General features: G+C 73.8%; 21 protein-coding genes. 8 read left to right on the top strand and 13 right to left on the bottom strand.

Annotation, left to right across the window (positions count from 1 at the left end; translation table 11 throughout):
- Position 1 precedes the first annotated feature (1 nt).
- The 4 genes from AB0D74_RS33710 to AB0D74_RS33725 form a co-directional block, all read right to left on the bottom strand.
- Positions 2 to 2,224: an NHLP family bacteriocin export ABC transporter peptidase/permease/ATPase subunit gene (locus tag AB0D74_RS33710; RefSeq protein ID WP_362595416.1), complete on the bottom strand. Its 2,223-nt coding sequence runs from the start codon at positions 2,222 to 2,224 to the stop codon at positions 2 to 4.
- Positions 2,221 to 3,027 carry an HlyD family efflux transporter periplasmic adaptor subunit gene (locus tag AB0D74_RS33715; protein ID WP_362595418.1) on the bottom strand — a complete coding sequence of 269 codons (807 nt, stop codon included), beginning with the start codon at positions 3,025 to 3,027 and terminating at the stop codon, positions 2,221 to 2,223. The genes AB0D74_RS33710 and AB0D74_RS33715 overlap by 4 nt, the downstream gene beginning before the upstream one ends.
- A gap of 100 nt (positions 3,028 to 3,127) precedes the next feature.
- Positions 3,128 to 3,343: a type A2 lantipeptide gene (locus AB0D74_RS33720; RefSeq protein ID WP_362595420.1), complete on the bottom strand. Its 216-nt coding sequence runs from the start codon at positions 3,341 to 3,343 to the stop codon at positions 3,128 to 3,130.
- A 495-nt stretch (positions 3,344 to 3,838) separates the two neighbouring features.
- The gene (locus AB0D74_RS33725; protein WP_362595422.1) at positions 3,839 to 4,252 is read right to left on the bottom strand and encodes a PaaI family thioesterase; all 414 of its coding nucleotides are present in this window, start codon (positions 4,250 to 4,252) and stop codon (positions 3,839 to 3,841) included.
- 207 nt (positions 4,253 to 4,459) lie between these two features.
- Between AB0D74_RS33725 and AB0D74_RS33730 the strand changes: the two genes are divergently transcribed.
- Positions 4,460 to 5,866: a S1 family peptidase gene (locus AB0D74_RS33730; protein ID WP_362595424.1), complete on the top strand. Its 1,407-nt coding sequence runs from the start codon at positions 4,460 to 4,462 to the stop codon at positions 5,864 to 5,866.
- Between the two features lie 95 nt (positions 5,867 to 5,961).
- Here the strand turns inward: AB0D74_RS33730 and AB0D74_RS33735 are convergent, their stop codons facing one another.
- Entirely contained in the window at positions 5,962 to 8,121 is a 2,160-nt protein-coding gene (locus AB0D74_RS33735; protein WP_362595502.1) for a SpoIIE family protein phosphatase, read from the bottom strand.
- 317 nt (positions 8,122 to 8,438) lie between these two features.
- Between AB0D74_RS33735 and AB0D74_RS33740 the strand changes: the two genes are divergently transcribed.
- On the top strand, positions 8,439 to 9,047 hold the full coding sequence (locus tag AB0D74_RS33740) for a response regulator transcription factor (RefSeq protein WP_362595426.1): 609 nt from the start codon (positions 8,439 to 8,441) through the stop codon (positions 9,045 to 9,047).
- A 46-nt stretch (positions 9,048 to 9,093) separates the two neighbouring features.
- Here the strand turns inward: AB0D74_RS33740 and AB0D74_RS33745 are convergent, their stop codons facing one another.
- From AB0D74_RS33745 to lanKC, 4 genes are all read right to left on the bottom strand, one after another.
- Positions 9,094 to 10,761: an ABC transporter ATP-binding protein gene (locus tag AB0D74_RS33745; protein ID WP_362595428.1), complete on the bottom strand. Its 1,668-nt coding sequence runs from the start codon at positions 10,759 to 10,761 to the stop codon at positions 9,094 to 9,096.
- Positions 10,758 to 12,464: an ABC transporter ATP-binding protein gene (locus AB0D74_RS33750; protein ID WP_362595430.1), complete on the bottom strand. Its 1,707-nt coding sequence runs from the start codon at positions 12,462 to 12,464 to the stop codon at positions 10,758 to 10,760. The genes AB0D74_RS33745 and AB0D74_RS33750 overlap by 4 nt, the downstream gene beginning before the upstream one ends.
- 85 nt (positions 12,465 to 12,549) lie before the next feature.
- Positions 12,550 to 12,666, bottom strand: coding sequence for a SapB/AmfS family lanthipeptide (locus AB0D74_RS33755; RefSeq protein ID WP_093506696.1), 117 nt, complete (start codon positions 12,664 to 12,666; stop codon positions 12,550 to 12,552).
- 88 nt (positions 12,667 to 12,754) lie between these two features.
- The gene (gene lanKC / locus AB0D74_RS33760) at positions 12,755 to 15,316 is read right to left on the bottom strand and encodes a class III lanthionine synthetase LanKC (protein ID WP_362595433.1); all 2,562 of its coding nucleotides are present in this window, start codon (positions 15,314 to 15,316) and stop codon (positions 12,755 to 12,757) included.
- 195 nt (positions 15,317 to 15,511) lie between these two features.
- Here lanKC and AB0D74_RS33765 point away from each other — a divergent pair, with 195 nt between their 5' ends.
- The 5 genes from AB0D74_RS33765 (at position 15,512) to rfbD (ending at position 21,367) form a co-directional block, all read left to right on the top strand.
- Positions 15,512 to 17,959 (top strand): SpoIIE family protein phosphatase, encoded by a 2,448-nt coding sequence (locus tag AB0D74_RS33765; RefSeq protein ID WP_362595435.1) that lies wholly within the window; start codon positions 15,512 to 15,514, stop codon positions 17,957 to 17,959.
- A gap of 50 nt (positions 17,960 to 18,009) precedes the next feature.
- Complete coding sequence (locus AB0D74_RS33770) at positions 18,010 to 18,285, top strand: hypothetical protein (RefSeq protein WP_362595437.1); 276 nt, start codon at positions 18,010 to 18,012, stop codon at positions 18,283 to 18,285.
- A 138-nt stretch (positions 18,286 to 18,423) separates the two neighbouring features.
- Positions 18,424 to 19,491 carry a glucose-1-phosphate thymidylyltransferase gene (locus AB0D74_RS33775; protein ID WP_362595439.1) on the top strand — a complete coding sequence of 356 codons (1,068 nt, stop codon included), beginning with the start codon at positions 18,424 to 18,426 and terminating at the stop codon, positions 19,489 to 19,491.
- A complete protein-coding gene (gene rfbB, locus AB0D74_RS33780) occupies positions 19,488 to 20,486 on the top strand; it encodes a dTDP-glucose 4,6-dehydratase (protein WP_362595441.1) in 999 nt (332 codons plus the stop codon). The genes AB0D74_RS33775 and rfbB overlap by 4 nt, the downstream gene beginning before the upstream one ends.
- Positions 20,486 to 21,367 carry a dTDP-4-dehydrorhamnose reductase gene (gene rfbD, locus AB0D74_RS33785; protein ID WP_362595443.1) on the top strand — a complete coding sequence of 294 codons (882 nt, stop codon included), beginning with the start codon at positions 20,486 to 20,488 and terminating at the stop codon, positions 21,365 to 21,367. The genes rfbB and rfbD overlap by 1 nt, the downstream gene beginning before the upstream one ends.
- Before the next feature lie 134 nt (positions 21,368 to 21,501).
- Here the strand turns inward: rfbD and AB0D74_RS33790 are convergent, their stop codons facing one another.
- The 3 genes from AB0D74_RS33790 to AB0D74_RS33800 are packed head-to-tail and all read right to left on the bottom strand — an operon-like array spanning position 21,502 to position 23,941.
- The gene (locus AB0D74_RS33790; protein WP_362595445.1) at positions 21,502 to 22,086 is read right to left on the bottom strand and encodes a hydrolase; all 585 of its coding nucleotides are present in this window, start codon (positions 22,084 to 22,086) and stop codon (positions 21,502 to 21,504) included.
- A gap of 8 nt (positions 22,087 to 22,094) precedes the next feature.
- Positions 22,095 to 23,507, bottom strand: coding sequence for an MFS transporter (locus tag AB0D74_RS33795; protein ID WP_362595447.1), 1,413 nt, complete (start codon positions 23,505 to 23,507; stop codon positions 22,095 to 22,097).
- Positions 23,504 to 23,941 (bottom strand): MarR family transcriptional regulator, encoded by a 438-nt coding sequence (locus AB0D74_RS33800; RefSeq protein WP_362595448.1) that lies wholly within the window; start codon positions 23,939 to 23,941, stop codon positions 23,504 to 23,506. The genes AB0D74_RS33795 and AB0D74_RS33800 overlap by 4 nt, the downstream gene beginning before the upstream one ends.
- Before the next feature lie 117 nt (positions 23,942 to 24,058).
- Here AB0D74_RS33800 and AB0D74_RS33805 point away from each other — a divergent pair, with 117 nt between their 5' ends.
- Positions 24,059 to 24,559 carry a metallophosphoesterase gene (locus tag AB0D74_RS33805; RefSeq protein ID WP_362595504.1) on the top strand — a complete coding sequence of 167 codons (501 nt, stop codon included), beginning with the start codon at positions 24,059 to 24,061 and terminating at the stop codon, positions 24,557 to 24,559.
- Positions 24,560 to 24,568: 9 nt separating this feature from the next.
- On the opposite strand, the gene AB0D74_RS33810 is transcribed toward AB0D74_RS33805, so the two are convergent.
- The gene (locus tag AB0D74_RS33810; RefSeq protein WP_362595450.1) at positions 24,569 to 26,020 is read right to left on the bottom strand and encodes a hypothetical protein; all 1,452 of its coding nucleotides are present in this window, start codon (positions 26,018 to 26,020) and stop codon (positions 24,569 to 24,571) included.
- Between the last annotated feature and the right edge of the window lie 35 nt (positions 26,021 to 26,055).

Raw genomic sequence — 26,055 nt, forward strand, 5'->3', positions numbered from 1 at the left:
CTCATCGCTCCCTGACCAGCGCGGCGTACGCCCCGCCGTGTGCCACCAGCTCGTCGTGCCGCCCGCGCTCCACGACCGTGCCGTGTTCGAGCACGACGATCTCGTCGCTGTCGCGGACCGTGCTGAGCCGGTGCGCGATCACGACGCAGGCGCAGCCGCGGCGGCGCAGGTTGTCCATGACGATCAGTTCGGTCTCGGCGTCCAGGGCGCTGGTCACCTCGTCGAGCACGAGGATGCTGGGACGGCGCACCAACGCCCGTGCGATCTCCAGGCGTTGGCGCTGGCCGCCGGAGAAGTTGCGGCCGTCCTGCTCGACCCTGCTGTGGATGCCGCCGGGCCGGCGCGCCACCACGTCGTACAGCGCCGCGTCGCGCAGCGCCTCCGCCACGGCCTCGTCCGGGACGGACGGGTCCCAGAGCGCGACGTTGTCGCGGACCGACCCCTCGAAGAGAAAGACGTCCTGGTCGACGAAGGAGACGGAGGCGGCGAGCGCGCCGCGCGGGATGTCCTCCAGGCGCTGCCCGTCGATGCGGATCACGCCCTCCCAGGGGGCGTACAGGCCCGAGATCAGCCGGGAGACGGTGGACTTGCCGCTGCCCGAGCCGCCCACCAGGGCGACCTGGCGGCCGGGGCCGACGGTCAGGTCGAAGCCGGTGAGCAGGGGCTTGTCCAGCGGGCTGTAGCCGAAGCTGATGTTCTCCAGCTCGACATGGCCCTGCAGCCGCCGGGTGGAGTCGCCGGTGCCGGGGCGGGCGTAGACCGGGTCCGCCTGGAAGTTCTCCACGTCCTTGAGGCGGGCCACGTCGGCCGCGAAGTCCTGGATGCGGCCCGCGACGCCGTTGAGCCGGGTCAGCGGCGCGGTGAAGCGGGTGACCAGGGACTGGAAGGCGACCAGGAGGCCGACGGAGATACCGCCCTCGACCGCCCGCATCCCGCCGATCCACAGGATCAGCGCGCTGTTGACGGTGGCCAGGGTCGGGGCCACCACGCCGAGCCAGGCGCTCGGCACCCCGAGGCGCTGCTGCTCCTCAAGGGTGCTCGCGTGCTGCCCGGCCCACCTGCGGAAGTAGCCGTCCTCGCCGCCGGTCGCCTTCATCGTCTCGATCAGCTGGAGGCCGGTGTAGGAGGTGTTGGTGAGCCGGGCGGTGTCCGCGCGCAGCTTCGCGGTCCGGGTCGCGCGCAGCCGTACGACGAGCCGCATCGCCACGATGTTCAGCAGGGCGACGCCGATGCCTAGGAAGGTGAGCTGGACGTCGTAGGTGTAGAGCAGCACGGCGTACAGGACGACGACCACGGCGTCCACGCCGGCCGCGGCCAGGTCGCGGGCCAGGGTCTCGGCGACCTGGTCGTTGGACTGCAGGCGCTGCACCAGGTCGGCGGGGCTGCGCTGGGAGAAGAAGGTGACCGGCAGGCGCAGCAGGTGGCGCAGGAAGCGGGCGCTGGTCAGGGTGGAGGAGACGATCCGGCCGTGCAGCAGGTTCGCCTGCTGCAGCCAGGTCAGCACCAGGGTGAGCAGGACGCAGGTGCCCATCGCGGCGAACAGCACGGTGAGCAGCGAGGTCTGGCCGCCGATGAGGAACAGGTCGATGTACTGGCGGCTGAGCGCGGGCACCGCCGCGCCCACGACCACCAGCAGCAGGCTGGCCAGGACGGCGGCCGGCATGGTGCCGGCGGTGCCGCGCAGCCGGGCCGGCATCGCGCCCAGGACGCCCGGCCGGCGTCCGCCCCGCTCGAAGCCGTCGCCCGGCTCCAGGACCAGCACGACACCGGTGAAGCTGCCGTCGAACTCCTCCATGGGCACGAACCGGCGGCCCTTGGCGGGGTCGTTGATGTAGATGCCCCGGCGGCCGAAGCGGCGGCCCATGCCGTCGTAGACGACGTAGTGGTTGAACTCCCAGAACAGGATCGCCGGTCCCTGCACGTCGGCGAGGGCGGCCAGGTCCATCTGCATGCCCTTGGCGGTGAGGCCGTAACTGCGGGCCGCCTTCAGCAGGTTGCTGGCGCGCGAACCGTCGCGGGAGACACCGCAGGCGATGCGCAGCTCCTCCAGCGGGACATGGCGGCCGTAGTGGCCGAGGACCATGGAGAGGGAGGCGGCGCCGCACTCGACGGCCTCCATCTGGAGCACGGTGGGGGTGCGGACCATCCGGCCGCGGCCCTTGGGGACCGGTCGTTTGGGCGGCGCGGCGCGGCGGCGGGCGCGGGTCTCCTGGGCGGTGGTCACGGGAGCAGCCAATCGACGGGGCGCTGGTCGGCCAGCCGGATCGAGCCCGAGGCCAGGGTCATGGAGTCGAGCCGGAACGGCGGACCGTCGGCCGAGGACCACCTGTAGCCGCTCTTCGTCTTCCGCGACGGGTCCAGCCGGACCAGTACGGCCACCGGGCGGCCCTTCTTCGTGAACTGGTCGCCCAGCTGGCTGTCGCCGAGGAACGCCGCGATCGACTGTGCCGACTGGGCGGCGCGGTCCACCGACTTCACGTGGCCGCGCAGCACGCCGTACTCCTGCGTCGACACCGACGACACGGTCAGGTCGACCGGGGCGTCGGCGGGGATCGACGAGGCGTTCTCGGCGGGGACGTAGACCGTGGCGTACAGCGGGTCCGAGGCGTGGGCGACCTTCTCCACGGCGGCGACGTTCGTGCCGGTCTGGATGATCTGCCCGATGGTCGCGGCGAGCGCGCTGATCCGGCCCGCGGCGACCGTGCGCACGACCGAGTCGCCCTGACTCGTGCGCACCTTCAGCACGGGGGAGTCCGCAGGCAGCCGTTCGCCCTGCTCGGCGAGGACGGCGGTGACCTGCCCGGCGACCGGGCTCTGCAGGATGTAGCTGCCCTGGCCGTGGGTGAGGATGGCCTGCGCGCTCACCGTCGAGGCGACCGAACCGGTCACCGCCCACACCGAGGCCGCGGCCATCACGACGACCGAGACGGACAGCGCGAGCCAGCCCTGCGGACGGGCGAAACGCACCGGGAGATCGAGCTCCTCCGGTGACTGGAGCTTGGCGAGGGCCTGTTGGCGGAACTGCACGGAACTTCCCTCACCTAGGGGAGAGACACGGGTGTTTCAGAACGCCCGAGAGCCCCGGGGCCGGGAACCGGCTCCGGGACTCAGCGGCAACGAGGTGCGGTCAGATACCGGCGACCAGGTTGGTGACCGGCTGCGTGTTCAGGCCGGTGACACCCTCGACGGTGCCGACAACGGTGTTGACCAGACCGGAAACCGGGGCGATGCCGTCCACCAGGCCGGTGACGGTGCCGAGGGCGTTCACGGAGAGGCCACCGGAGACGTTGTCGAGCTCGGCGTCGGAGATCTCGACGGTCTCGACCTGGGGGGTGGAGTTCATGATGGAACTTCCCTTCATATGGATATTCACAAGGGGGAGAGCGGCCCCCCGACGCCCTTCAGGGACGAATCACGGCCCTAGGGGGGACGAGCGGACGGCCGCGACCGCGGGCGCCGGACGCCCGTTTCCGGAAGCCCTTGGCGGCTCCCGCGGTGCGATGGATCAAAGCACGCCCACGGTCCGCGCTTCCAATCAACCATGCGCCTCACCTGGGCACTTGAGTCCCACAAGGGTTCAACCGTGCAGGCGCGCGCACCGCTTGTCGGCGACTCCTTCACAAGCCGCACGACTTCGCCCCGGCCGCACGGCTTGCCCGCCCGGCGGCGAATCCGGCACTCCGGGCCAAGGGCGCGGCAGGGGGCGTGCGGATGTGCAGATCCGCCGCTTCCCGTGACCCGCTTGGGTATTGGATGTGCAGATTCCCTGAAGCAAGGATTCCGGTCCGTGATCGCAACAGACCGTCATTGGCCGGTTGCCGACCGTGTCGGTCCGGTGTCACCCCAGGAGCGCATACACCGTGCTCGCCCGGGCCGCGAGCGCGCCCGACCCCTCATCGCTCAAGGTGATGTCGGCGAACGCCATCCGGCGGCCCAGTTTGGTCAGCACCGCTTCGATCAGGACATCCGAACCGGTCACCGCGCGCTGGAACGAGGTCGACTGCTGCACCGTCGTCATCGGCACGAAGCCGCCCCGGGCCGCCGAGACCGCGATCACCGTCGCCGTGTCGGCCGCCGCCATCAGCGCCTGCCCCGACAGCCCGCCGCCCTCCCGGGAGAGCCGGTCCGACCAGGGCAGACGCAGCACCGCCCGGTCCTCGCCCAGCGCCTCCACGGTCAGCCCCAGGTCGAGCACCCAGGGGGCGAAGTTGGCGGAGAGGATCTTGTCGGCTTCGGCGGTGGTCATCGTCATATGGGGGATTGTTCCCGGGCCGGCGGCCCGGCACGCGGACCTCTTCCCCCACGGGCGCGCCATGGCCGATTCACCACCGGGTCAAGGAACTTGGCAAACGGAATTGAACGCACCACGTGACCCGCCCGTACCTAAGGCCATCCAGGCGCCGCTCACGAACGACTGCCCCGCAACGGCAGACACTCCGTCCCTTGGAGGTCGAGAAGTTTGAGTCACAAGCGAATTCCGAAGCGCAAGGCCGCTATCGCGGTGGGCGGTGTCGCGGCGCTCGGAGCCGCGGCGTTCCTGCTGCCCATGGCCAACGCGTCTCAGGACAACGCCTCCGGCGCCACGGCCACCGCTCCCAAGACGCTCAAGTCGGCGAACGACGCCTCCGACCTCGCCGCGCAGCTCCAGCAGCTGCTCGGCCAGGCCTTCGCCGGTTCGTACTACGACAGCGGCAAGCAGCAGCTCGTCGTCAACGTCATCAGCGGCGACAACAACATAGTCGTCCAGGCGGAGAAGGCCGGCGCGGTCGTCCGTCAGGTGCAGAACAGCAACTCCGAACTGGCGGCCGTCGCCCAGACCCTGAAGACCAAGGCGACCATCCCCGGCACCGCCTGGGCCGTCGACCCGAAGACCAACAAGGTCGTGGTCACCGCCGACTCCACCGTCACCGGCACCAAGTGGGACACGCTGCAGTCGACGGTGCAGAGCCTCGGCTCGAACATGGCGACCCTCAAGAAGTCGTCGGGCACCTTCAAGACCCTCGTCTCCGGCGGCGACGCGATCTTCTCCCAGGTGCAGGACGGCACCGTCCGCTGCTCCCTCGGCTTCAACGTGACCGCCTCGGACGGCAGCCCCGCCTTCCTGACGGCCGGTCACTGCGGTGTCGCCGCCAAGGACTGGTCCGACTCCGAGACCGGCCAGCCCATCGCCACGGTCGACCAGGCGCAGTTCCCCGGCGCCGGCGACTTCTCGCTCGTCAAGTACAACGACGCCACCACCCAGGCGCCCAGCGAGGTCAACATAGGCAACGGCCAGACCGTCGCCATCAACCAGGCCGTCGACGCCACCGTCGGCGAGACCGTGTTCCGGATGGGCTCCACCACCGGCCTGCACGACGGCCAGGTCACCGGCCTCGACGCCACCGTGAACTTCCAGAGCGAGACCGACCCCAACGGCGTCGACACCGTCACCGGTCTCATCCAGACCAACGTCTGCGCCGAGGCCGGCGACAGCGGCGGCTCGCTGTTCACCCAGGACGGCGGCGCGGTCGGCATGACCTCCGGCGGCAGCGGTGACTGCACCTCCGGCGGCGAGACCTTCTTCCAGCCGGTGACCGCCGCCCTGCAGGCGACCGGCGCCACCCTCGGCGACGGCGGCGCGGGCGCCGGTGACGGCGGTGCCGCCACCGCGGACCCGTCGGCCTCCGCCTCCGCCGGTGACGAGACCGGCACCGGCGACCAGGCCGGCGGCGACCAGATCGGCGGCAGCGCCGACCCGTCCGCGTCGGCCGGCGACCAGACCGGCACCGGTGACCAGTCGGGTACCGGCGACCAGTCCGGCACGGGCGACGGCACGGGCACCGGCGACCAGTCCGGGACCGGCACGGACACCTCGTCGTCCCACTGACCGACGCGTCGCACAGCCTGCCGGCGGCTTCCCGCCGCCGGCGGACGGTCCGGCCCTCCGGCGGGAGGGCCGGACCGCGGCGTTTTCGGCGAAGGTCAGCCGTCGGTCTCGGCCCGCAGCAACAGCACCGCGACGTCGTCGACACGCTCCTGCGCCGCCGCACTGTGCCGCACGAGCGTGTCCGCGAGCTTGTCCAGAGGCTGGTCGCCGTTCTCCGACAGCAGTTCCCCGAGGCCGACCAGCGCGTCCTCGATGTCCACCCCGGGGGATTCGACCAGCCCGTCGGTGTAGAGGGCGAGCACCGAGCCCGGCGCGAGGGACACCTCGGTCGTCGGGTACGTCGCCTCCGAGTCGATGCCCAGCAACGGCCCCCCGGCCAGGTCCAGGACCCGGACCCGCCCGTCGGGACGTCTCAGCAGGGGCGGCGGATGCCCCGCCCGGGCCATCACGGCACGCCCGCGCTTCGGGTCCAGCCGCAGGTACAGACAGCTCGCGAACAGATCGGCCCCGGAGTCGATCAGCAGCCGGTTGGTGCTGCACATCACCTCCTCCGGCGCCTGCCCGACGCTCGTGAAGGCCCGTACGCCGGTACGGATCTGGCCCATCAGCCCGGCCGCCGTCACGTTGTGCCCCTGCACGTCCCCGATCACCGCCGCCGCCAGCGGCCGGGTGGGCACCAGGTCGTAGAAGTCGCCGCCGATCTCCATGCCGTGCATCGCCGGCAGATAGCGTGCGGCGGCCTCGATACCGGACGGCGGGGCCAGCGAGCGCGGCAGCAGGGCCGCCTGCAGACCGTGCGCCAGCTGGTTCTTTGCGTCGTAGAGCAGGGCCCGCTCCAGCGCCTGCGCGATCAGGCCGCCGAGGCTGGTGAGCACGGCACGCTCGTCGGTGGGGAAGGCGTGCGGCTCGGCGTAGGCGAGGACACAGGTGCCCACCGGCCGGCCCGACGCGATCAGCGGCAGGTACGCCCACGCGGCGAACCCGTCGGGGGTCTCGTTCCGGTCCGGGTACAGCCGCTCCAGCTGCTGCCTCGACTCGAAGAACGCCGGCACACCCGTGTTCAGGACATGCGTGCCGGGCGTGCGTTCGGCCAGCGGAAGGCCGTCGAAGCGCTCCACGAGCCGCGGATCCTCGTACCCGTGCTGCCCCAGCACGTGCAGCCGGCCGCCCCGCGAGCCGAGGAGCACCACGGCCTGGCTGCCGACGGAAGGGGCGACCTCGTCCGCCACCAGCTGCACCACGTCCTGCACCCCGACGGCCTCCGTCAGCGCCCCGGCCAGGCTCAGCACCTGTGAGATGGTGACCAGCCGGTGCGCGGGCGCCGCGTCCGCGCGCGGTGCCGCCCCCACCATCTCGGCGACCGCCCGCGCCCGGCTGATCCGGGTGGTCAGCCCGGTCGTGCTCGGATACATCCGGAACGACAGCCAGTCACCCGGCGGCTTCAGCGCCACGAACGACGTCACATGCTGGCTGAGCAGCGCCGCCCGGTAGCGGTCCTCGTACATCGGGTCGTTCAGCCACGGCACCGAGACCCACGGCTGGGTGCCGAGCAGATCGTCGACGTGCACACCGAGCAGCTCGGTCGCCGCCACGTTGGCGAAGGAGACCCGGCCGTGCAGATCGAGCGAGGCGAGTCCGTACGGCAGCCGCCCCACCATCCGCGCCGCCTCCACCGTGCCCAGCGTGCCCGCCACCCCGGACGGCGGCGCCGCCAGCAGATCCGGCTCGGCGCGCAGCACGCGGTTCTCCCGGGCGACCCGCGCCAGCCGCACCGCCAGCCGGTCGCACGCCGAGGTCAGCGACTCCCGCTCCCGGTCGGACAGCACCGTCGGATGGGCACCGGGCCAGGTCACGTACACCGCCCCGTACAGGGTGTCCGCCGTCGCCACGGGCAGCGCGGCCAGCGCGAACGCGTACGGCAGCACCACCGCGATGCGCGGGTACCGGCGGGCCATGGCCTCCTCGCCGCCCACCCACACCAGCCGCCGTTCGCGCGCCGCCTCCGCGACCGGGATCGGCGCGCTCAGCCCGACCCGCTCCCAGGGCGCCGCGAAGGCCCGGGGCAGCCCCGCCGTCACCGCCATCTCCAGGACCGGCTCGTCGGACGCGAGCAGATAGACCGCGCCGGAGTGCGCCTGGACCTCCTCCATCATCGAGGCCAGTGCCAGCGACAACAGCGGCCGGCCGGACGTCGGGGTGCTCCCGGCCGCCGGCACCTCGGTGTCCGGCTCCGCTCCCGCCGGAGGCGCCCCCATCCCGTCGGACACGCCCGACCACCTCCTCGTCCGGCCGCGCGTCGCGTCCTCGGGATCAAGGCTCCCCCCTGGCGGCGACCGGCGCACGGCGAGAGCGGCGCGGGCCCCGCACCCGGGCGGCCCCGCATACCCCGTTCGCCCCGGCACATTCCCCCGGAGTCGAAGCGCGCGGCGGGGTACGAGCGCCGGGCGCGCGCCCCCGCGCACCCCGATGGCCGGATCTTCGCGCCCATGAAGGGTGGACGGTGCCAACAACGGGGCACGCGTTCCACACCTCGAACGGAAGAACCGACGTATGTCTGGCTGAGGGGGCGGCGGTGATCCGGGTACTTCTGGTGCACGACGTGTCTCTGGTGAGATCGGTCCTGGCGGAGTGGTTACGCAGGGAACCCGGGCTGCGCGTGGACGACACGCCGTGGCACAGCGCGCGGGGGCGGGTCCGGGCGGTGCGGCCGGACGTGTGCGCGGCGGACCTCGACGGCTCCGGCACCCACGGCGTGCCGCCGCTGGCCGACCTGCGCCCGGCGGAGCCCGGTGCGGTCGCGCCGAGGCTGGTCGTGCTTGCCGGTGCGAACAGGCCGGGGCTGCTGAAACGGGCGGCCGAGGTGGGGGCGCTCGGTTATGTCGACAAGGCGGGTGCGCCGGAACGGCTCGTGCGCGCGATCCGGAGCGCCGCCGAGGGGGAACGTTTCGTCGACGACTCGCTGGGCTTCGGCTTCCTGCGGGCCGCCGAGATCCCGCTCACCAGACGGGAGCTGAGCGTGCTGGAGCTGGCGGCCGGCGGCGCCTCCATCGCGGAGATCGCCGGCAGCCTGCACCTGTCGCACGGGACCGTGCGCAACTACATGGCGGCGATCACCCGCAAGACCGGAGCCCGCAACCGCGTCGACGCGATCCGGATCTCGCAGGGCGAGGGATGGCTGTGACGGGGCCGGCCGGTCCCACCGGGCTCGGCCGGTGACGGAGCCGGTCTCACCGGGTGACGGACGGGCGTGACGAGGCCGTCAGGTCCTGGTACAGCGGGCAGGAGCGCAGCAGGTCCCCGTGGGTGCCGCAGGCCGTGCGGGGGCCGTCCAGCACCAGGATCCGCCCGGCGCGGCGGGCCGAGTCGACGCGGTGGGCGACGACCACCAGGGTGCCGCCGGGCCGCGTCGCGAACGCGTGCTCGGCGCGGGCCTCGGCCTCCGCGTCGAGATGGCAGGTCGCCTCGTCGAGGAGGGCGAGCGGCGCGGGGGAGAGGTAGGCGCGGGTCAGCGCGACCAGCTGACGCTCGCCCGCGGACAGCTCCGCAGGACGCACCGGGGCGTCCGGACCGCCCAGCCGGTCGAGGAGCGGGGTGAGTCCGACCGCCTCGGCGGCGGCCAGCAGTTCCGCTTCCGGGACGGGGTCCGGGCGCAGCAGCCCGAGGTTCTCGGCGAGGGTGCCCTCCCAGACGTACGCCTCCTGCGGGATCAGCACCCGCAGCGCCGCCGCCCGCGCCCCCGGCACGGGGTGGCCGCACACCCGGACCGTGCCGTGCACCGGGTCCAGCAGCCCGGCGGCCACCGCGGTCAGCGTCGACTTGCCGATCCCGCTCGGACCCACGACGGCCAGGTGCCCGCCGTGCGGGACCACGAGGTCGAGCGCGTCGAGGACGGGGGTGCTCGCCGGGCCGTACGCGAAGGTGACGGCAGAGAGGGCGAGAGCGGGGGCGTCGGTGTCCGGCTCTCCCGCCGGCCGCGGGGGCGTACCGGTGTCCGCGGGCGGGCGCAGTCTGCGCAGGACGACGGTGAGGCGCGCCCCGCCGGTGCCCAGGCCGTGCACGAGGTTGTTCAGGGCGGGCAGCAGGGACTGGGTGACGTAGGCGAGCGCGCCGACCAGGGCACCCGCGGTCACGCCGCGGGCGAGCAGCCAGGGCGCGGCGGCGAGCAGCAGCACCAGGGGCAGCCGGCCGCCGACCGCCAGCGCCGCCACCCGTACGGCGCTCCAGCGGGCCAGCGCCCGGGCGGCCCGGAACTCCGCGTCCACCCGCTCCCCGACCCCCGCGGCGACCTGCTCCTCGGCCCCCGCCGCCGTGATGTCCCGCAACCCCGGGCCCACCTCGCCCAGTTCCGCCGCGAGCGCCTCGTCGGCGACCAGGAAGGCCTCCTGACGGCGGGCCAACGGCCGCAGGGTCGCCGCGAACAGCCCCAGCCCGGCCAGCAGCGGGGGCAGCACGACCAGCAGCAGCGGCGGCGCGAGCGCGCACAGCCCGGCGAGCGCGCCGACGACCGTGAACACGAACGACCGGGACACCAGCACCAGCCCGGCCAGGGTGTCCCGGGCGATCTCCACCTGCTGGGTCAGCCGGGACAGCGCCCCCCGGTCCGCCTCCCGCACCCCGCGCGCGACCACCCCCGCCACCAGCCGGTCCCGCACCGGCTCGACGAGGTCGGCGACCACCCCGTACACCCGCCGGGTCCCGTACGCCCCGGCCGCCACCCCGGCGGCGGCCACGGCGAGCCACCACAGCCCGGTCCGCGCGTCCCCGGCCAGGAACCCGGCGTCGAGCGCGCGGGCCGGGGCGTACCCGAGGAGAAAGGTCTGCCCGGCCTCCAGCAGCGACCAGCACACCAGGCGCACCAGCGCCGTCCGGCGCACCCGCAGCGGCGAGGCGGTCACCGGGTCGTACCCTCGGCCGCCCGCGCCCCGAACACCGCCCGGTACGCCGGATCACGCCACAGCCGCGCATGGGGCCCCACCGCCCGGACCCGGCCGCCGTCCAGCCAGGCCACCGCGTCCGCACGGGCCGCGGTCGAGACCCGGTGCGCCACGATCAGCCGGGTCGGTCCCCGGCCCGGCGCGAGCAGGGCCGCGGTGACGCGGTGTTCGGTGACGGTGTCCAGGCCGGAGAGGGCGTCGTCGAGGATCAGCAGCCGCCCGGGGTGCGCGAACGCCCGGGCGAGGCCGAGGCGCTGGGCCTCGCCGCCGGAGCGCGGGGCCTCGCCGAGCGGAGTGGCGAAGCCGTCGGGAAGGCGGCGGATGTAGGCGTCCGCCTGGGCCTTGCGGGCGGCGGCGCGGAGGCCGGCGGGGGAGGGGGTGGTGAGGCCGAAGGCGATGGTGTCCGCGACGGTCGTACCGAGAAGGGCCGGGCGGGCGAAGGCGTAGGTGACGGCCCGGCGCAGCTCGTCGTGGCGGAGGGCGGCAAGCGGGACCCCGTCCAGCAGGACCTCCCCGGCATCCGGGTCGGCCAGCCGCCCGGCCAGCGCGGCCAGCAGGGACTTGCCGGTGCCGGAGCGGCCGACGACGGCGAGGACGGTACCGCCCGGCACGGTCAGGTCCACGCCGTCCAGCACCGTGCGACCGCCCCGGTGGACGGTGGCTCCGCGCAGTTCCAGGCGGCCGGGGCCGGACGGGAGCGGCCGGCTGCCGTGGGCCGGTGCGGGGTGGGCCAGCACCTCGGCGAGGCGCCGGCCGGACGCGTGCGCCCGGGTGGCGGCGGCGAGCTGTCCGACCAGCACGCCGACGCCGGTCGCGAGGACCGCGTAGCGGGAGGCGGCGAGCAGATCACCGACCGAGATCCGGTGGCGGAAGAGCAGGAGGCCCGCCACCGCCACGACGGCGAGCTGGAGGAGGGGGCCCACGGTGACCGCCTGGGCGGCGGCCCGGCCCTGCACCCGCCACATGCGGTGCCCGGCACGGGCGAGATCCGGGAGCGGGCGCAGCACCCGCTCCGCCTCCCGGGCCTGGAGACCGGCCGCCGCGATCGTCCGGTGGCCGTCGACCGCCTCCGCCAGCGCGGTCGCGATCCGGCCCTGCTCGTGCTGGTAGTCGGCGACGCACGCCGAGGTGTCCCGGGTGAACGCCCGCAGCAGCAGGGCGAGTACGGGTGCCCCGGCCAGGAACACGGCCGCGAGCCACGGGTCGAGGAGACCGAGCGCGACCACTCCGCCGACCGGACCGGCCGGCGCGGCGAGGAGCGCGGCGAGGGCGGCGGGACCGGTCCCGGCCTGCGCGGCGTTCCCGACCAGCCGGCCGACCAGGTCCCCGGCGCCGAACCGGGCCGACGCGCGGGGCCCCAGCGCCAGCACCTGTCTGGTGACCCGCTTGCGCAGCCCGGCCGTGGCCCGTGCGTCGACGGTCCCGGCGAGCACGCCGGCGCAGCCGTCCAGCAGCGCCGCCAGCAGCACGAGTCCGGCGGCCCGGGCCACCCACGCGGTCGCCGGGGCGCCCGCCAGCAGCAGGTCCAGGGTGTGGCCCAGCACCGCGGGCAGCACCAGCCCCGCCGCCGTGGCCGCCGTGCTCGCCACGGCCAGGGCCGCGCAGCGCGCCCCGGCGTCGCGCAGCGCGGTGCGCATCGGATCGCGGTGCGGGGATCGGGTCATCGCGGCAGCCCTCGTATCGGCGAAGGCCCCGGACGGGCCCCCTCCTGAAGGAGAGGGCCGCCCGGAGCCGGTGGCGTCGTGCCGGTCAGAGACAGAGCAGGACGCTCGCCGCCGAGACGCACGACAGCAGGCTCACCGTGCTGGCGCCGCCGCCGTCGTGACCTTCCTCGGACTCCATCGTCTGCAGGTCGAGCAGTGCCATAGCGTGTCCTTTCCGGGGACCGAGCGGCCCCCCGGGTGTGATCGGGGACGGGGTTGTGCCACGACTCCGCCGAAGCGCGGAGCCGTGTTCAGGGGGCCGCCGGTGGCGGCGGGAGGAACGGCAGGTGGGCGGCGCGGTCGCCGTCGAGGGCGGCGGTCAGCGCCAGCAGGCACCCGGCGGTTCCGGTGGCGAGGTCCATGGAGAGCCGCATCATCTGGTGGCCGGGGAAGGCGAGCCGGCCCTGGTAGGCCATCGCGAGCCAGCCGAGCCCGTCGATCTGCGCGGCGAGCCGCTCCGGGTCGGCGCCGGTGCGGGCGAGGTGCAGGATCATGCCCGCGCGGCCCTGGAAGAGGCCCGGCTGGGCGTAGAAGCGCGAGGTGGCGGCGGTGCGGATGGCGGCCCGGGCGCGCTCGAAGTCGCCGGTCGGGTCCGTCCCGTGGGCGAGCCAGTCGTCGAGCACCATGCCGATCCCCACGCTGCCGTCGCCGAGGTAGGGCAGCGTGCGCCACCCCTCGTCGACCTCCAGGCCCCCGCCCCGCTGTACCACACAGCGGTCCAGGTCCCGGCGCAGCGCCCGGCCGGCCGTCGCCAACAAGGCGGCATCGCCGCTGCGTTCGTAGCGCCGCAGCAGGAACAGCGCGGGTCCTGACGCGCCCCGCAGCAGTCCGGCACGCCGCCGGGGCGTCTCCGGGAGCGGTTCGGCGAGCCGCCGTACGACGATCTCCGCGGCCTCGGCGGCACGGGCGCGCAGCTCCGGCTCGCCGGTCGCGTCGGCGAGGGAGTCCAGGACCAGGCCCAGACCGGCCAGGCCGGCGTGCAGGTCCAAGGAGAGGCTGCGCCAGTTCTCCCGGAGGACGCCGTCGACGAGGTCCAGGGCGCGCTGGCGGTGGCCGAGCAGGTCCAGGACGTGGGCGACGCCCGCGAGACCGTCGTACAGGCCGAGCGGGGTGCCGGGCGGCGGGGGCGCGGTGTGGTCGAGCAGCCAGCGCTCGCCCTCCTCGTACCGTCCGGCGCCGGACCGGTCCAGGGCGTACAGCACCCCGGCCGCGCCGTGCGCGAGGCCGAGGCCGCCGCCGTCCCCGAACTGGGCGATGTCACCGGGGAAGAGCCGGTCGTCGCGCCCGGGGGTGGCGGAGGCGAGGATCGCCTCGGCCATCGAGTCCCGGCTGTGCGGCCACTGCGCAGGTACGGCCGGACGCGCCGCCGGGGCGTCCCGGGTGATCTCCGCGACCGCCTCGTCCAGGAACGCGCGCGGCACGTCGGGGAACTGACCGGCGATCACGTCCGCGAGATGCGCCGCCTTGCCGCGGTCCACGACGAACAGCGTGGTCACGGGCAGGAAGAGAGCCAGGCGCAGGCACGCCAGCGCGTACCGGTCCACCTGGGCGCCCCGGCGGTCCGGCGGGGCGAAGAAGCCGGGATGGGCGACGACCTGACGGCCGTTCTCCCCGGCCGGGGCCGCCGCCTCGAAGTCGACGAGGAACACCGACTCCTCGTCGGGCCCGACCATGATGTTGAAGACGTGCAGGTCGTTGAAGACGATCCCGCGCGTGTGCACCGCCGCCACGGCCTCCTCCACCCTCCGGTGGATGCGCAGCGCCCAGGCCGTGTAGTCCCGTACCGCCCCGGGATCCGGGTCCGCGGTGAGCAGCGGGTGCCGTTCGGCGAAGAAGGCGTTGAGCGGGCGGCCTTCGAGGAGGTCCATCACCAGGAACCGGTGCTCGCCCAGCGTGAACCAGTCCCGGACCTCGGGCACCACCCCGGTGCCGGCCACCGCCTCCAGGGCGGCCTTCTCCCTGCCCAGCCGGGCGACGGCGTCGGCGCCGTCGGCCGCCAGCCCCGCGTGCGGCCGTCCCTCCTTCAGGACCACCCGCCGCCCGTCCCGGGTGTCGGTGCCGGCGTACACCCCGCCGCCGTTGGAGAAGTGCAGCGCCTTCTCGATCCGGTACGGCAGGTCGCCCACCGACGTGGCCTCCCGTGCCGCCAGCTGCGGACGCAGGAACTCCGGCAGGGTCACCCACTCCGGCACCTGGAACGCGGGCGTCCGCCGGTCCGGCACCGGCCTGCCGGAACCGTCCCGCACCGCCGTCACCAGCGCACCGCGCTCGTCGACGACGTACGTACGCGCGAACGCGCCGTAGCGGACGTACAGCGGTCCGTCTTTCCAGCGCAGGTCGGTCAGGATGTACGGCCCCTCGAAACCCTCCAGGAGCGCGCCCAGTTCCCGCAACACCTCCTGAAGACGGCCCTCGTCGGGCGGGTACACCGTGACGAACTTCCCACTGGTGTCGCGGGCCGCGTACTTCGCGTTGCGCAGGTGCAGCAGCTGCGGTCCCGGGACGAACTTGAACGGGACGCGGCGCGGTACGCAGTAGTCCCACACGATCGCCGCGATCCGCTCCGCGTCGGCCGCGGTGGCCGAGGAGTGGATCTTCCAGCCCTGGGCCGGCGAGGGCAGCGGCGCGCCGTCCGCGCCGAGCGGGGTCATGGTCAGCCAGTCACCGGAGCGCGCCGCACGCCAGCCCTCGGGCACCGCACGACGCGCCGCGGCGAACAGCCGCTCCGCCCGCGACCCGGCGGTCCCGAGCCGGTCCGGCGTGTCGTAGAAGTACCTGTCGGCCAGCGCGTACACCTCGTACCGTCCGTCCATCTGCGCCCCCTCCGTGGGTCGCCCCCGACACTTTCAGGGGCCGGACGGTCGCGGACAGTCACGTCTGTCACGAGGTCACCGTGCGGAACGCACGGGTCAAGACATGTTCGGTGGGTTTCGAGCAGGCCGGCTCCCACCCTCCACGGAACGGTCACAGGGGCTGCGCAGACGCCTCATAAGCGCTGTAATGGCGGCGTGGTCAGTGAGGGTGCTGCGATACGCGGAACGAGAACGGATCGCGCCGAAATCGCCCTCGAAACGCTCACTGGCGATCCCGGCGCGCCCGATCGGCTCCGCCGCGTCCTCGAACAGGCGCTGGTCTTCGCGGGCGCGGCCTTCGCCGGCGTGTACACACCCGGCGACGACGGGACCGTGCTGCGCCTCGCCGAGTCGGCGGGCCTGCCCCGCACCCTGTACGGGCTGCGCGACGCCTACCCGGCGATCGGGCGGTCCCCGGCGGCGGAGGCGTACGGCACCGGGCGGCCCGTCTGGCTCGGCCCCGACGAACTGGCCGACTGCCCGGAGGCACGGCGGACCCCGTCCCGGGAGTTCTGGCTCGCGGCCCTGCCCCTGCCCGGCGGCGCCGGGCTGCTCGTCGCCGTCGGCGAGCGCGACGACGGGTTCGGCCCCGAGGACCGCGCCTGCCTGGACCTGGTGGCCGACGCGATCGTCCTGCCCGCCCCGCTGCCGCCCGCCGCGGAGAGCGGCGAACTGCCCGCCGACGCCTTCAGCCTCGCCATGGACACCGGCCGGATCGCGGTCGGCGACGGCATCCTCGGACTCTTCCGGATGAGCCGCGACGAGTTCGACGGCAAGGTCGAGACGCTGCTGGGCCGCACCCTGCCGGAGGACCTGCCCGCCCTGATGTCCGTCGTCGAGGCCGACCACATGTCCATCGGCGACCGCGAGCTGGAGTTCCGCATCCTGCAGCCCTCCGGCCCGCCCAAGTGGCTGCGGCTGCGCGGCCGGCTGGTGCCCGGCGGCGAAGGACGCCCGGCCCGGCTGGCCGGCACCGTCGCCGACGCCTCCACGCTCCGCTCGGACGTCACCGACGTGACCCGCGTGCAGCAGCTCGCCGCCGCCCTGGCCACCGCCCGCACGGTCAAGGACGTCGGCCAGGCCGTCGTGACCGCCCTGCGCGAACCGCTCAAGGCCGACCGGATCGCCCTGGCCGAACTGGAGAACGACCGCCTGGTCGTCACCGTCCTCGACCCGCCCGAGGCCGAGTCGTGGCCCGAGCTGTGGCGCAGCGAGTGGCGCAGCGAGTGGCCCGACGCCCCCGTACGGTCCATGCCCACCCTCGCCGCCGCCCTGCGCGAGGGCCGCGCCCAGATCTGGCCCGCCCGGGCCGCCCTGGAGCCCGCCCTCGCCGAGGTCGGTCCCGGCGGCCTCGCCATCCTTCCGCTGCCCGCGGCCGGCCGGCTGGCCGGCGCCTGCCTGATCGGCTGGGACGCCCCGCACGACTTCGGCCCCGACGAACGCGCCCTGCTCACCGCCTCCGCCGGCCTGGCCGGCGAGGCCCTGATGCGCGCCCACGCCTTCGACGCCGAGCACGAACTCGTCGGGATGCTCCAGCGCGCCCTGCTGCCGCGCCGGCTGCCCGGGCTGCCCGGCGCCGAGGCCGTCGCCCGCTACCTGCCCACCACCGAGGGCGGCCTGGAGGTCGGCGGCGACTGGTACGACGTGATCCCGCTGACCGACAACCACGTCGCCCTCGTCATCGGCGACGTCCAGGGCCACAACGCGAGCGCCGCCGCCCTCATGGGCCAGATGCGCACCGCGCTGCGCGCCTACGCCGCCGAGGGGCACACCCCCGACGTGGTCGTCTCGCACGCCAACCGGCTGCTCCTGGACATGGAGAGCGACCTCTTCGCCACCTGCTGCTACGTCGACGTCGACATGGAGGACGGCACCGCCTGGTGCGTGCGCGCCGGACACCTGCCGCCCGTGCTGCGGCAGCCGGACGGCACCGCGCGGATCGCCGAGACCGAGGGCGGCCCGCCGCTCGGCGTGCTCGGCCGTGCCGAGTTCCCGATGACCCAGCTCAGCCTGCGCCCCGGCACCCTGCTCGCGCTCACCACCGACGGCCTGGTCGAGTCACCCGACGCCGACATCGACGAGGGCATGGAGCGCTTCGCCCGTGACCTCGCCGGCTGCGACCCGGCCGACCTCGGCCTGGTCGCCGACGCCCTGCTCGGCACCGCCCCCCGCGCCGACGACGTCGCCCTGCTGCTGATGCGCTACGACGGCATGGCCGTCCGCCCGCTGCGGGAGAGCTGGACGGTGTGGCGGGTCCCCGAGGCGGCCCGGCACGCCCGCCGCTTCAGCAGGCGCACCCTGCGCTCGTGGGGCGTGACCGACCAGGCCATGGACGCGGCCCTGCTGGTCGTCTCCGAACTCGTCACCAACGCCCTCATCCACACCGACGGACCCGTCCGGCTCGACCTGACCCTGGTCGACCAGCGGCTGCGGATCGCCGTCGCGGACGCCTCGCCGCGCAGCCCGGTGAAACCCACCAACATCGGCTGGGAGGCCACCGGCGGGCGCGGCATCCTCCTGGTGGAGGCGGTGTCCACCGCCTGGGGGACCGTGCCGGCCAGCGGCGGCAAGCAGGTGTGGGCGGATCTCGTCCTGGCGGACTGACCCGGGCTCTCGACAGGCGGCGCGGCCCGACCGTCCTTAGTGTCCATGACGTGGCACACACCTTCGAAGAACTCGTGGCGAAGCACCGCGCGGCCGACGCGGCCCACGAGAAGGTCCTGGAACTGCGGGACACCTACGGGCCACCGGCCCGGCAGCAGCCGGGCGGCGCCCAGTCGGAGACCTACGAGACCGCCCTGCGGGCCTGGCGGGACCTGGCCCGGGACGAAGTGAGCGCGGTGAACGAGTACGCCCGCGACGAGGGCCGCTCCCGGGCCGAGATCGAGGCGGCCGTGGAACGCGCGGCGGCCCGGCCGGAGGGTTCCTGACCAGCGGACAAACCAGGCGGGATGCCGTTACGGGGCACCTCGTGGTCACATGACGTCCGCACCGAGGCCATACTGTCGTAACCAGTCAGGAAAACAGAAGAACGTCTCAATCAGATGTTCACCTATAAGGTGTAGCGAATGAAGGCTTTGGTGCTCTCCGGCGGTGCCGGAACCCGGCTGCGGCCGATCACCCACACATCGGCGAAACAGCTCGTACCGGTGGCGAACAAACCCGTGCTGTTCTACGGGCTCGAATCCCTTGCCGCCGCGGGCGTCACCGAGGTCGGGATGATCGTCGGCGACACCGCCGCCGAGATCGAGGAGGCGGTCGGCGACGGGTCGAAGTTCGGCCTGGACGTCACCTACATCCCCCAGGACCAGCCGCTGGGCCTGGCCCACGCGGTGCTGATCGCCCGTGAGTTCCTCGGCGACGACGACTTCGTCATGTACCTGGGCGACAACTTCATCGTCGGCGGCATCAGCGGACTCGTCGACGAGTTCCGCGAGACCCGCCCCGACGCCCAGATCCTCCTCACCCACGTGCCCAACCCGCGCGCCTTCGGCGTCGCCGAGCTGGACGCCGACGGCCAGGTGGTCGGCCTGGAGGAGAAGCCGCAGGAGCCCAAGAGCGACCTCGCCCTGGTCGGCGTGTACCTGTTCACGCCCGCCATCCACGACGCCGTGCGCGCCATCAAGCCGTCCTGGCGCGGCGAGCTGGAGATCACCCACGCCATCCAGTACCTCATCGACCAGCGCGCCGACGTGCGCTCCACGGTCATCAAGGGCTACTGGAAGGACACCGGCAACGTCGTCGACATGCTGGAGGTCAACCGGACCGTCCTGGAAGCCCAGGAGCCGCGCATCGACGGCGAGGTCGACGAGGCCAGCCAGATCGTGGGCCGCGTGGTCGTCGAGGCCGGCGCGCGCGTCACCAACTCCCGGATCGTCGGCCCCGCCGTGATCGGCGCCGGGACCGTCGTCGGCGACTCCTACGTGGGTCCCTTCACGTCGGTCGCCGAGAACTGCCGGATCACCGAGAGTGAGCTGGAGTTCTCCATAGTGCTGCGGGACTCCTCCATCGACGGGGTGGGCAGGATCGAGTCCTCGCTGATCGGCCGGCACGTCGAGGTCACCCCGGCATCCGGCACCCCCAGCGCCCACCGCCTCGTTCTCGGAGACCACAGCAAGGTGCAGATCCGTTCATGAATCTCCTCGTCACCGGCGCGGCCGGCTTCATCGGCTCCACGTACGTCCGCGGCCTCCTCGCCGACAGCGCCCCCGACGCGCCGCACATCACCGTGCTGGACAAGCTCACCTACGCGGGCACCCTGACGAACCTGCCCGCGTCGCACCCCCGGCTGACCTTCGTCCAGGGCGACATCTGCGACGCCGAGCTGGTCGACAGGCTCATGGCCGACGCCGACCAGGTCGTGCACTTCGCGGCCGAGTCGCACGTCGACCGCTCCATCGACGGGGCCGGCGCGTTCGTCCACACCAACGTGGTCGGCACCCAGACGCTGCTCGACGCGGCCCTGCGGCACAACGTCGGCCCGTTCGTGCACGTCTCCACCGACGAGGTCTACGGCTCCATCGAGACCGGCTCCTGGCCCGAGAGCCACCCGCTCCAGCCGAACTCGCCGTACTCCGCCTCCAAGGCGTCCTCGGACCTGCTCGCGCTGGCCTTCCACCGCACCCACGGCATGGACGTCCGCGTCACCCGCTGCTCCAACAACTACGGGCCGCACCAGTTCCCCGAGAAGGTCGTCCCGCTCTTCGTGAGCAACCTCCTCGACGGCAGGAACGTGCCCCTGTACGGCGACGGCAGCAACGTCCGCGACTGGCTGCACGTCGAGGACCACTGCCAGGGCATCGACCTGGTCCGCACCGGCGGCCGGGCCGGCGAGGTCTACAACATCGGCGGCGGCACCGAGCTCAGCAACAAGGAGCTCACCGGGCTGCTCCTCGAAGCCTGCGGCGCCGGCTGGGAGCGCGTCGACCGCGTCGCCGACCGCAAGGGCCACGACCAGCGCTACTCCGTCGACTGGAGCAAGATCCACGACGAGCTGGGCTACACCCCCAAGCACGACTTCACCTCCGGCCTCGCCGACACCGTCGCCTGGTACCGCGACAACCGGGACTGGTGGGAGCCGCTCAAGGAGCGCGCCGCCCTGGAGTCCCGCAAGGAGCAGGAGAAGCACTGATGAAGTGGCTCGTCGCCGGAGCGGGCGGCATGCTCGGCCACGACGTGACCGAGGAGCTCGCCCGCCGGGGTGAGGAGGCCGTGGCCCTCGGCCGCGCCGACCTCGACATCACCAGCGCCGACTCGGTGGACTCGGCGCTCGCCGCGCACCGGCCCGACCTGGTGGTCAACTGCGCCGCGTACACGGCCGTCGACGACGCCGAGACCGACGAGGAGCGCGCCCTGCTGATCAACGGCGAGGGCCCGCGCCTGCTGGCCCGCGCCGCCGCCCGGCACGGCGCCCGCCTCGTGCACGTCTCGACGGACTACGTCTTCGACGGCGAGGCCCGTACCGCCCCGTACCCCGAGGACCACCCGACGGCCCCGCGCACCGGCTACGGGCGGACCAAGCTCGCGGGCGAGCGGGCCGTCCTGGCCGAACTCCCGGGCGCGAGCGCGGTGGTCCGCACGGCCTGGCTCTACGGCACGCACGGGAAGAACTTCGTGCGCACGATGATCGAACTGGAGTCCCGCCGGGACACCCTCGACGTCGTCGACGACCAGCGCGGCCAGCCCACCTGGAGCGCCGACCTGGCCGCCCGGATCGCCGACCTCGGCCCCCGGCTCGGCCGGGACGAGAAGGCGCACGGCGTCTTCCACGGCACCAACTCCGGCACGGCCACCTGGTGCGAGCTGGCCCGGGAGGTCTTCCGCCTGCTCGGCGCCGACCCCGAGCGGGTCCGCCCCACCACCAGCGAGGCGTTCGTCCGCCCGGCACCCCGCCCCGCCTACAGCGCGCTCGGGCACGACCGGTGGGCCGAGGTCGGTCTGGAACCGCTGCGGGACTGGCGGCAGGCCCTCGCGGAGGGGCTCCCGCTCGTCCGCAAGGAGCTGTCGGCGTAAGGCGTAAGGCACTTCGCAGTGACGCACCGCAGGGCGGCCGACGGCTCTTCGAGCACGTCGGCCGCCCTGCGGCGTATCGGACGGGGAGGCGCACCCGGCGTCCCGCGACCCGGCCTCCCGGCGGTCGGCCCGGTTCAGCCGTGGGTCTTGGCGAGCAGCTCCAGGACCTCCGCCGTGCTGCCGGACTCGCCGAGCCGCGGGAAGATCCGCTCGACGCTGCCCCGGTGCGCCTCGCCGTCGCCGTCGGCCATGGCGTCCGTCGCGAGCGTCACGTGGTAGCCGTGCGCGTAGGCGTCACGGGCGGTGGACTCCACGCCGATGCTGGTGGCGATGCCGGTCAGCACGATCTGGGTGACGCCCCGGCGGCGCAGCTGGACGTCGAGGTCGGTGCCGTGGAAGGCGCTCCAGTTGTGCTTGGTGACACGGATGTCGCCGTCGTGGCCGGAGAGTTCGTCGACGACGGTGTCCCAGCCCGGCGGGAAGGCGAGGCCGCGCGCCTGACGCTCGGTGCGGCCCGGGACGGCGTCGGCGAAGTCGGCCGCGAAGGAGACCCGGACCAGGACGACGGGCAGGTTCTGGGCGCGGAAGGCGTCCGCGAGCTCCACCGAGCGGGCCACCACCTCGGGGCCGGTGTACGGCTGGGTGGGCATGCCCACGATGCCCTGCTGGAGGTCGATGACGACGAGGGCGGTGCGCGGGTCGAGCGTGCTCAGAGACATGGGGTGGATCAGGCCTTTCGAGGGGCTTGACGGGGTTCGGGGGTGAGCCGAGCCAGCGAGCGGTCCGGCAGGGTGATCGCCAGCAGCAGTGCCGAGCCGGCGAGCATGAACAGGGCCAGGCCGTGCAGCCCGCCCGTGTCGGCGCGGTGCGGGTAGAACGCCGCGGTGGCGGCGGAGGCACCCAGCGCGCCGAGGTACATGAAGGTGCGCAGCAGCCCGGCCGCGGAACCGATCCGTTCCGGATCGGCCTGCCGGTACAGCGCGGTCTGCGCGGCGAGGCCGAGCAGGCCCTGCGGGACGCCGAGCAGCGCGCCGACCGCGAGCAGCAGCCAGACCGGGCTGCCGGCGCCGACCAGCAGCAGGGCCGCGCAGCCCGCGATCTGCAGCACGGACCCGATCACCAGCTTCGAACGGACGGCCTCCCGGCGGCCGGTGAGCGTGGCGGTGACGAGCGCGGCGGCCGACAGCGGGAGCAGCGCGAGCCCGGCCGCGGAGGCCCCGAGCCCGCGGCCCTGCTCCAGCCACTGCGTGTAGCCGTACAGGAATGCGTACGAGGTGGTGTACGCGAGCAGTTGGCGCAGATACGTGACGACGAGCGGGACGTTGCCGCCGAGGACGCGCAGGTCGACGAACGGATCGGGCACCCGCAGCTCCCGGGCCGCGAAGACGGCGGCCGTGACCACGGTCAGCGCCGGCAGGTACCAGCGGTCGGGCCGCGGGCTCATCAGGAACAGCATCAGCGAGACCAGCAGGACGGCGAACAGCGCCATGCCGGGCAGGTCCATGCGCTGCCCGCGCCCGGCGGTCGCGGTCCTCGGCAGCCACTTCACGCCGAGCACCAGACAGGCCGCGGAGAGCGGCACGTTGACGGTGAACACCAGGTGCCAGCCGCCCGCGCCGATCAGGATCCCGCCCAGCGTCGGACCGATCACGGCCACGGTCTGCGCGGACACGGCGAGCGCCGTCAGCACTCCGGCCGGGCTGTCCTGCCCGGTGCGCTCGGCCTCGCTGCGGGTCAGCCGCATCGCCGCCGGGTACGCCGCCGAGGTACCGAAGCCGAGCAGTACCCGCGCCGCGATCAGCACGCCCAGCGAGGGGGCCAGCGCACCCATCAGCCCGGCGACGCCCACCAGGCCGGTGCCGGCGAGGTAGAGCCTGCGCGGCCCGTACATGTCCACGAGCCGCCCGATCACCGGCTGGCCCACGGCGGTCGCCAGGTACAGCGCGGTGACCAGCCATGCCGTCTCGGCGGGCGGGGCCCCGAAGGCGATGCCGATCGGCACCAGGGCCACGGCGATCATCGAGGAGTTGATCGGGTTCAGTACGGATCCCAGGACCATCGGCGCGATCAGCCGCCGGTCGAATCCGGCGGGGGCCGGGCGGGAGTCCTTGCGGGTGTCCGCGGTGAGCCTCGGTATCACGGGCGCGACAGCCGTTCGAGCAGCTCGATCGCGGTGAGCAGGGTCCGGCGCTCGTCCTCGGTGTACCGGTCCTGGAAGGCGCGGGACAGCCACTCGTCACGCGCCTGCCGGTTGCCCTCGACCCTGGCCTGGCCGGCCTCGGTCAGGGTGACCAGCTGGCGGCGGCCGTCGCTCGGGTCGGGGCTGCGGCGGATCAGGCCGTGCTGGTCGAGCGCGGCCAGGGTGGCCGCCATCGACTGCGGGCGCACCCCTTCGGCCGAGGCCAGCGCGCTGGCCGTGGCCGCGCCGTGCTTCGACACCAGGGTGAGGGCCGACTCCTGCGACGGGGTGAGGTCCGCGTCCTGGGCGACCTCGCGGATGCGGCGGCGCAGCCTGCTGAACATCACGCGCAGGTCGCGTGCCGCGCGGGTCGCGGAATCGGAGATCTCTGCCATGCGGCCCACCCTAGGACCGACAGCTGAAACTGTCCAGCTGGAACTGTTAAATTGAAACTGTTAAGTCTGGACTGAAGATCTCTGGGCGGGGACATTGGCTACGCTGGCCTGGTGCGCCTGCGTCTGCTCCTGACCTCCGACACCCACCTCCCGCTGCGCGCCAAGCGGCTCCCGGACCAGCTCCTCGCCGAACTCCCGCACGCCGACGTCGTGTTCCACGCCGGTGACTGGGTCGACGAGGCCACCCTCGACCTGCTGGAGAGCCGCAGCCGCCGCCTGATCGGGGTGTACGGCAACAACGACGGCCCCGGCCTGCGCGCCCGGCTCCCCGAGGTGGCCCACGCCGACCTGGGCGGCCTGCGGTTCGGGATGGTCCACGAGACGGGTCCCGCGCAGGGCCGCGAGGCCCGCTGCGCCGCCCGCTTCCCCGACCTGGACGTCCTGGTCTTCGGGCACAGCCACATCCCCTGGGACACCACGGCACCGGGCGGACTGCGGCTGCTCAACCCCGGCTCGCCCACCGACCGGCGCCGCCAGCCGCACTGCACCTACCTGACCGCGACCGTCGCCGACGGCGCGCTCACGGACGTCACCCTGCACCGGCTGCCGCCCCGCTGAGGGCAAGCGTCAGGGGGCGATCCCGACCGCGGCGATCCTGCTCCACCGCCTCTCCTGCGCCGCCGTCATGGCGGGCCAGTGCAGCCCGCCCGGCCGTGGCCGGACCCGGGAGGCGTAGGAGGCGGGGCGGTAGTCCGGGTCGTAGAAGCAGCCCGTGGCGTAGGTCCGGTCGAAGGCCGCGCACGAGTCCGCGATCGTCCGGGGCGTCGGCTTCCGGCCGGTGCGGACCCAACCGTCCAGCGCCGCGATCGAGTTGGCGTACTCCGCGTCGCTCAGCGCACTGTGCTCGGACTCGTGGGTGAACGTCTGCACGAGGTGGCGGTCCCGGTGGGCGCCGCGCAGGGTGGCCCGGTAGGCCGCCTCGTGCTCCGCGAACGCCGTCGGGTCGTCGATCGCGTGCATCGTGAGCACCGGGATCGACACCCTGCCGGTGAGATCGCTGTCGTAGGACAGGTCGCGTACCGCCGTCGGATCCGCGCCGAACCGCTCGACCCCGGCGTTCAGCGCCTCGTCGTCGTGCGAGCCCGAGTAGCGAACGCCCGTGTCGGAGAAGGGATTACGGCCGCCGAGCCGGTCGCGCACGATGTCCCGGAACGTGAAGACCGCGAACCGCAGATGCGACTCCAGGGTGCGCTCGGGGACGCCGGTCACCGCGAGGATGTCGTCGAGGTTGCGCTGCTGCAGGGCGGTGCGCTCCCCGGGGGCCGAGGCGTAGCCCGTGCACTCCTGGAGCCGGGCGCGCAGTCCGGCCGCCGTCAGCGTCGAGTCCGCGCGCAGCCCCTGCCAGAGCGGGTACTGCGGTTCGGTCGGCCGGGGCATGTTCCGGCAGTAGTACTGGTAGACGACGCGGAGGTCGACCCGGTAGTCGTAGCCCCGCGAGCCGCCGCCGAGGACACCGCTGGTCAGCAGCGCCCCGTCGTACGGGCCGCCCCGCCCGCCGTACACCTCGACGACCTTGGCGGCGACGTCCCCGCCCCAGGACTGGCCGTGCACGTACGTCCGCCGCGGCTTCCCGAAGTCCGCGACGAACAGCCGGCGCACGTTCTCGGTGTCCTCGGCGGCCATGCGCGTGCCGTAACCGCCCCTGCGGTACGACGAACCGGCCCAGGCATAGCCCTCCTTGACCAGCACCGACCAGCGGGCCAGGTCGTCGACGCTGCGCGCCGGGTCCGAACCGGTGCCGAGGTCGGGGCCGCCGTGGGCGTGCACGACCAGGGAGCCGTTCCAGTGCTCGGGTACGGCGATGGCGTAGTAGGCGCCGTCGGCGTCCCGGCCGGTGTAGCAGGTGGCCCTGCCGTCGAGTTCGGCCGGGCAGGAGGCGGCGGGCGGTGGTGCGGCGGCCTGCGCGGGAGGGGCGGCGGCGAAGGCGGCGGTGAGGGCCGCCGCCAGGGAGGTGAGCAGTGCGGTGCGTCGGCGGCGGCCGGTCCGGTGGACCCGTACGGGGGTTCTCGACCTGATCAAGGCGCGGCTCCCTGTCGTCGTCGGCGCTTCGTCGC

This window comes from Streptomyces sp. NPDC048278, assembly GCF_040652195.1.
In the GTDB taxonomy this organism is placed as follows: domain Bacteria; phylum Actinomycetota; class Actinomycetes; order Streptomycetales; family Streptomycetaceae; genus Streptomyces.

Excerpts from the sequence above, each read along its gene's own strand:
- AB0D74_RS33720 (WP_362595420.1), bottom strand. The coding sequence starts at position 3,343 with ATGAACTCCACCCCCCAGGTCGAGACCGTCGAGATCTCCGACGCCGAG.
- AB0D74_RS33725 (WP_362595422.1), bottom strand. The coding sequence starts at position 4,252 with ATGACGATGACCACCGCCGAAGCCGACAAGATCCTCTCCGCCAACTTC.
- AB0D74_RS33735 (WP_362595502.1), bottom strand. The coding sequence starts at position 8,121 with ATGGGGGCGCCTCCGGCGGGAGCGGAGCCGGACACCGAGGTGCCGGCG.
- AB0D74_RS33750 (WP_362595430.1), bottom strand. The coding sequence starts at position 12,464 with ATGACCCGATCCCCGCACCGCGATCCGATGCGCACCGCGCTGCGCGAC.
- AB0D74_RS33755 (WP_093506696.1), bottom strand. The coding sequence starts at position 12,666 with ATGGCACTGCTCGACCTGCAGACGATGGAGTCCGAGGAAGGTCACGAC.
- lanKC (WP_362595433.1), bottom strand. The coding sequence starts at position 15,316 with ATGGACGGACGGTACGAGGTGTACGCGCTGGCCGACAGGTACTTCTAC.
- AB0D74_RS33775 (WP_362595439.1), top strand. The coding sequence starts at position 18,424 with ATGAAGGCTTTGGTGCTCTCCGGCGGTGCCGGAACCCGGCTGCGGCCG.
- rfbB (WP_362595441.1), top strand. The coding sequence starts at position 19,488 with ATGAATCTCCTCGTCACCGGCGCGGCCGGCTTCATCGGCTCCACGTAC.
- rfbD (WP_362595443.1), top strand. The coding sequence starts at position 20,486 with ATGAAGTGGCTCGTCGCCGGAGCGGGCGGCATGCTCGGCCACGACGTG.
- AB0D74_RS33790 (WP_362595445.1), bottom strand. The coding sequence starts at position 22,086 with ATGTCTCTGAGCACGCTCGACCCGCGCACCGCCCTCGTCGTCATCGAC.
- AB0D74_RS33800 (WP_362595448.1), bottom strand. The coding sequence starts at position 23,941 with ATGGCAGAGATCTCCGATTCCGCGACCCGCGCGGCACGCGACCTGCGC.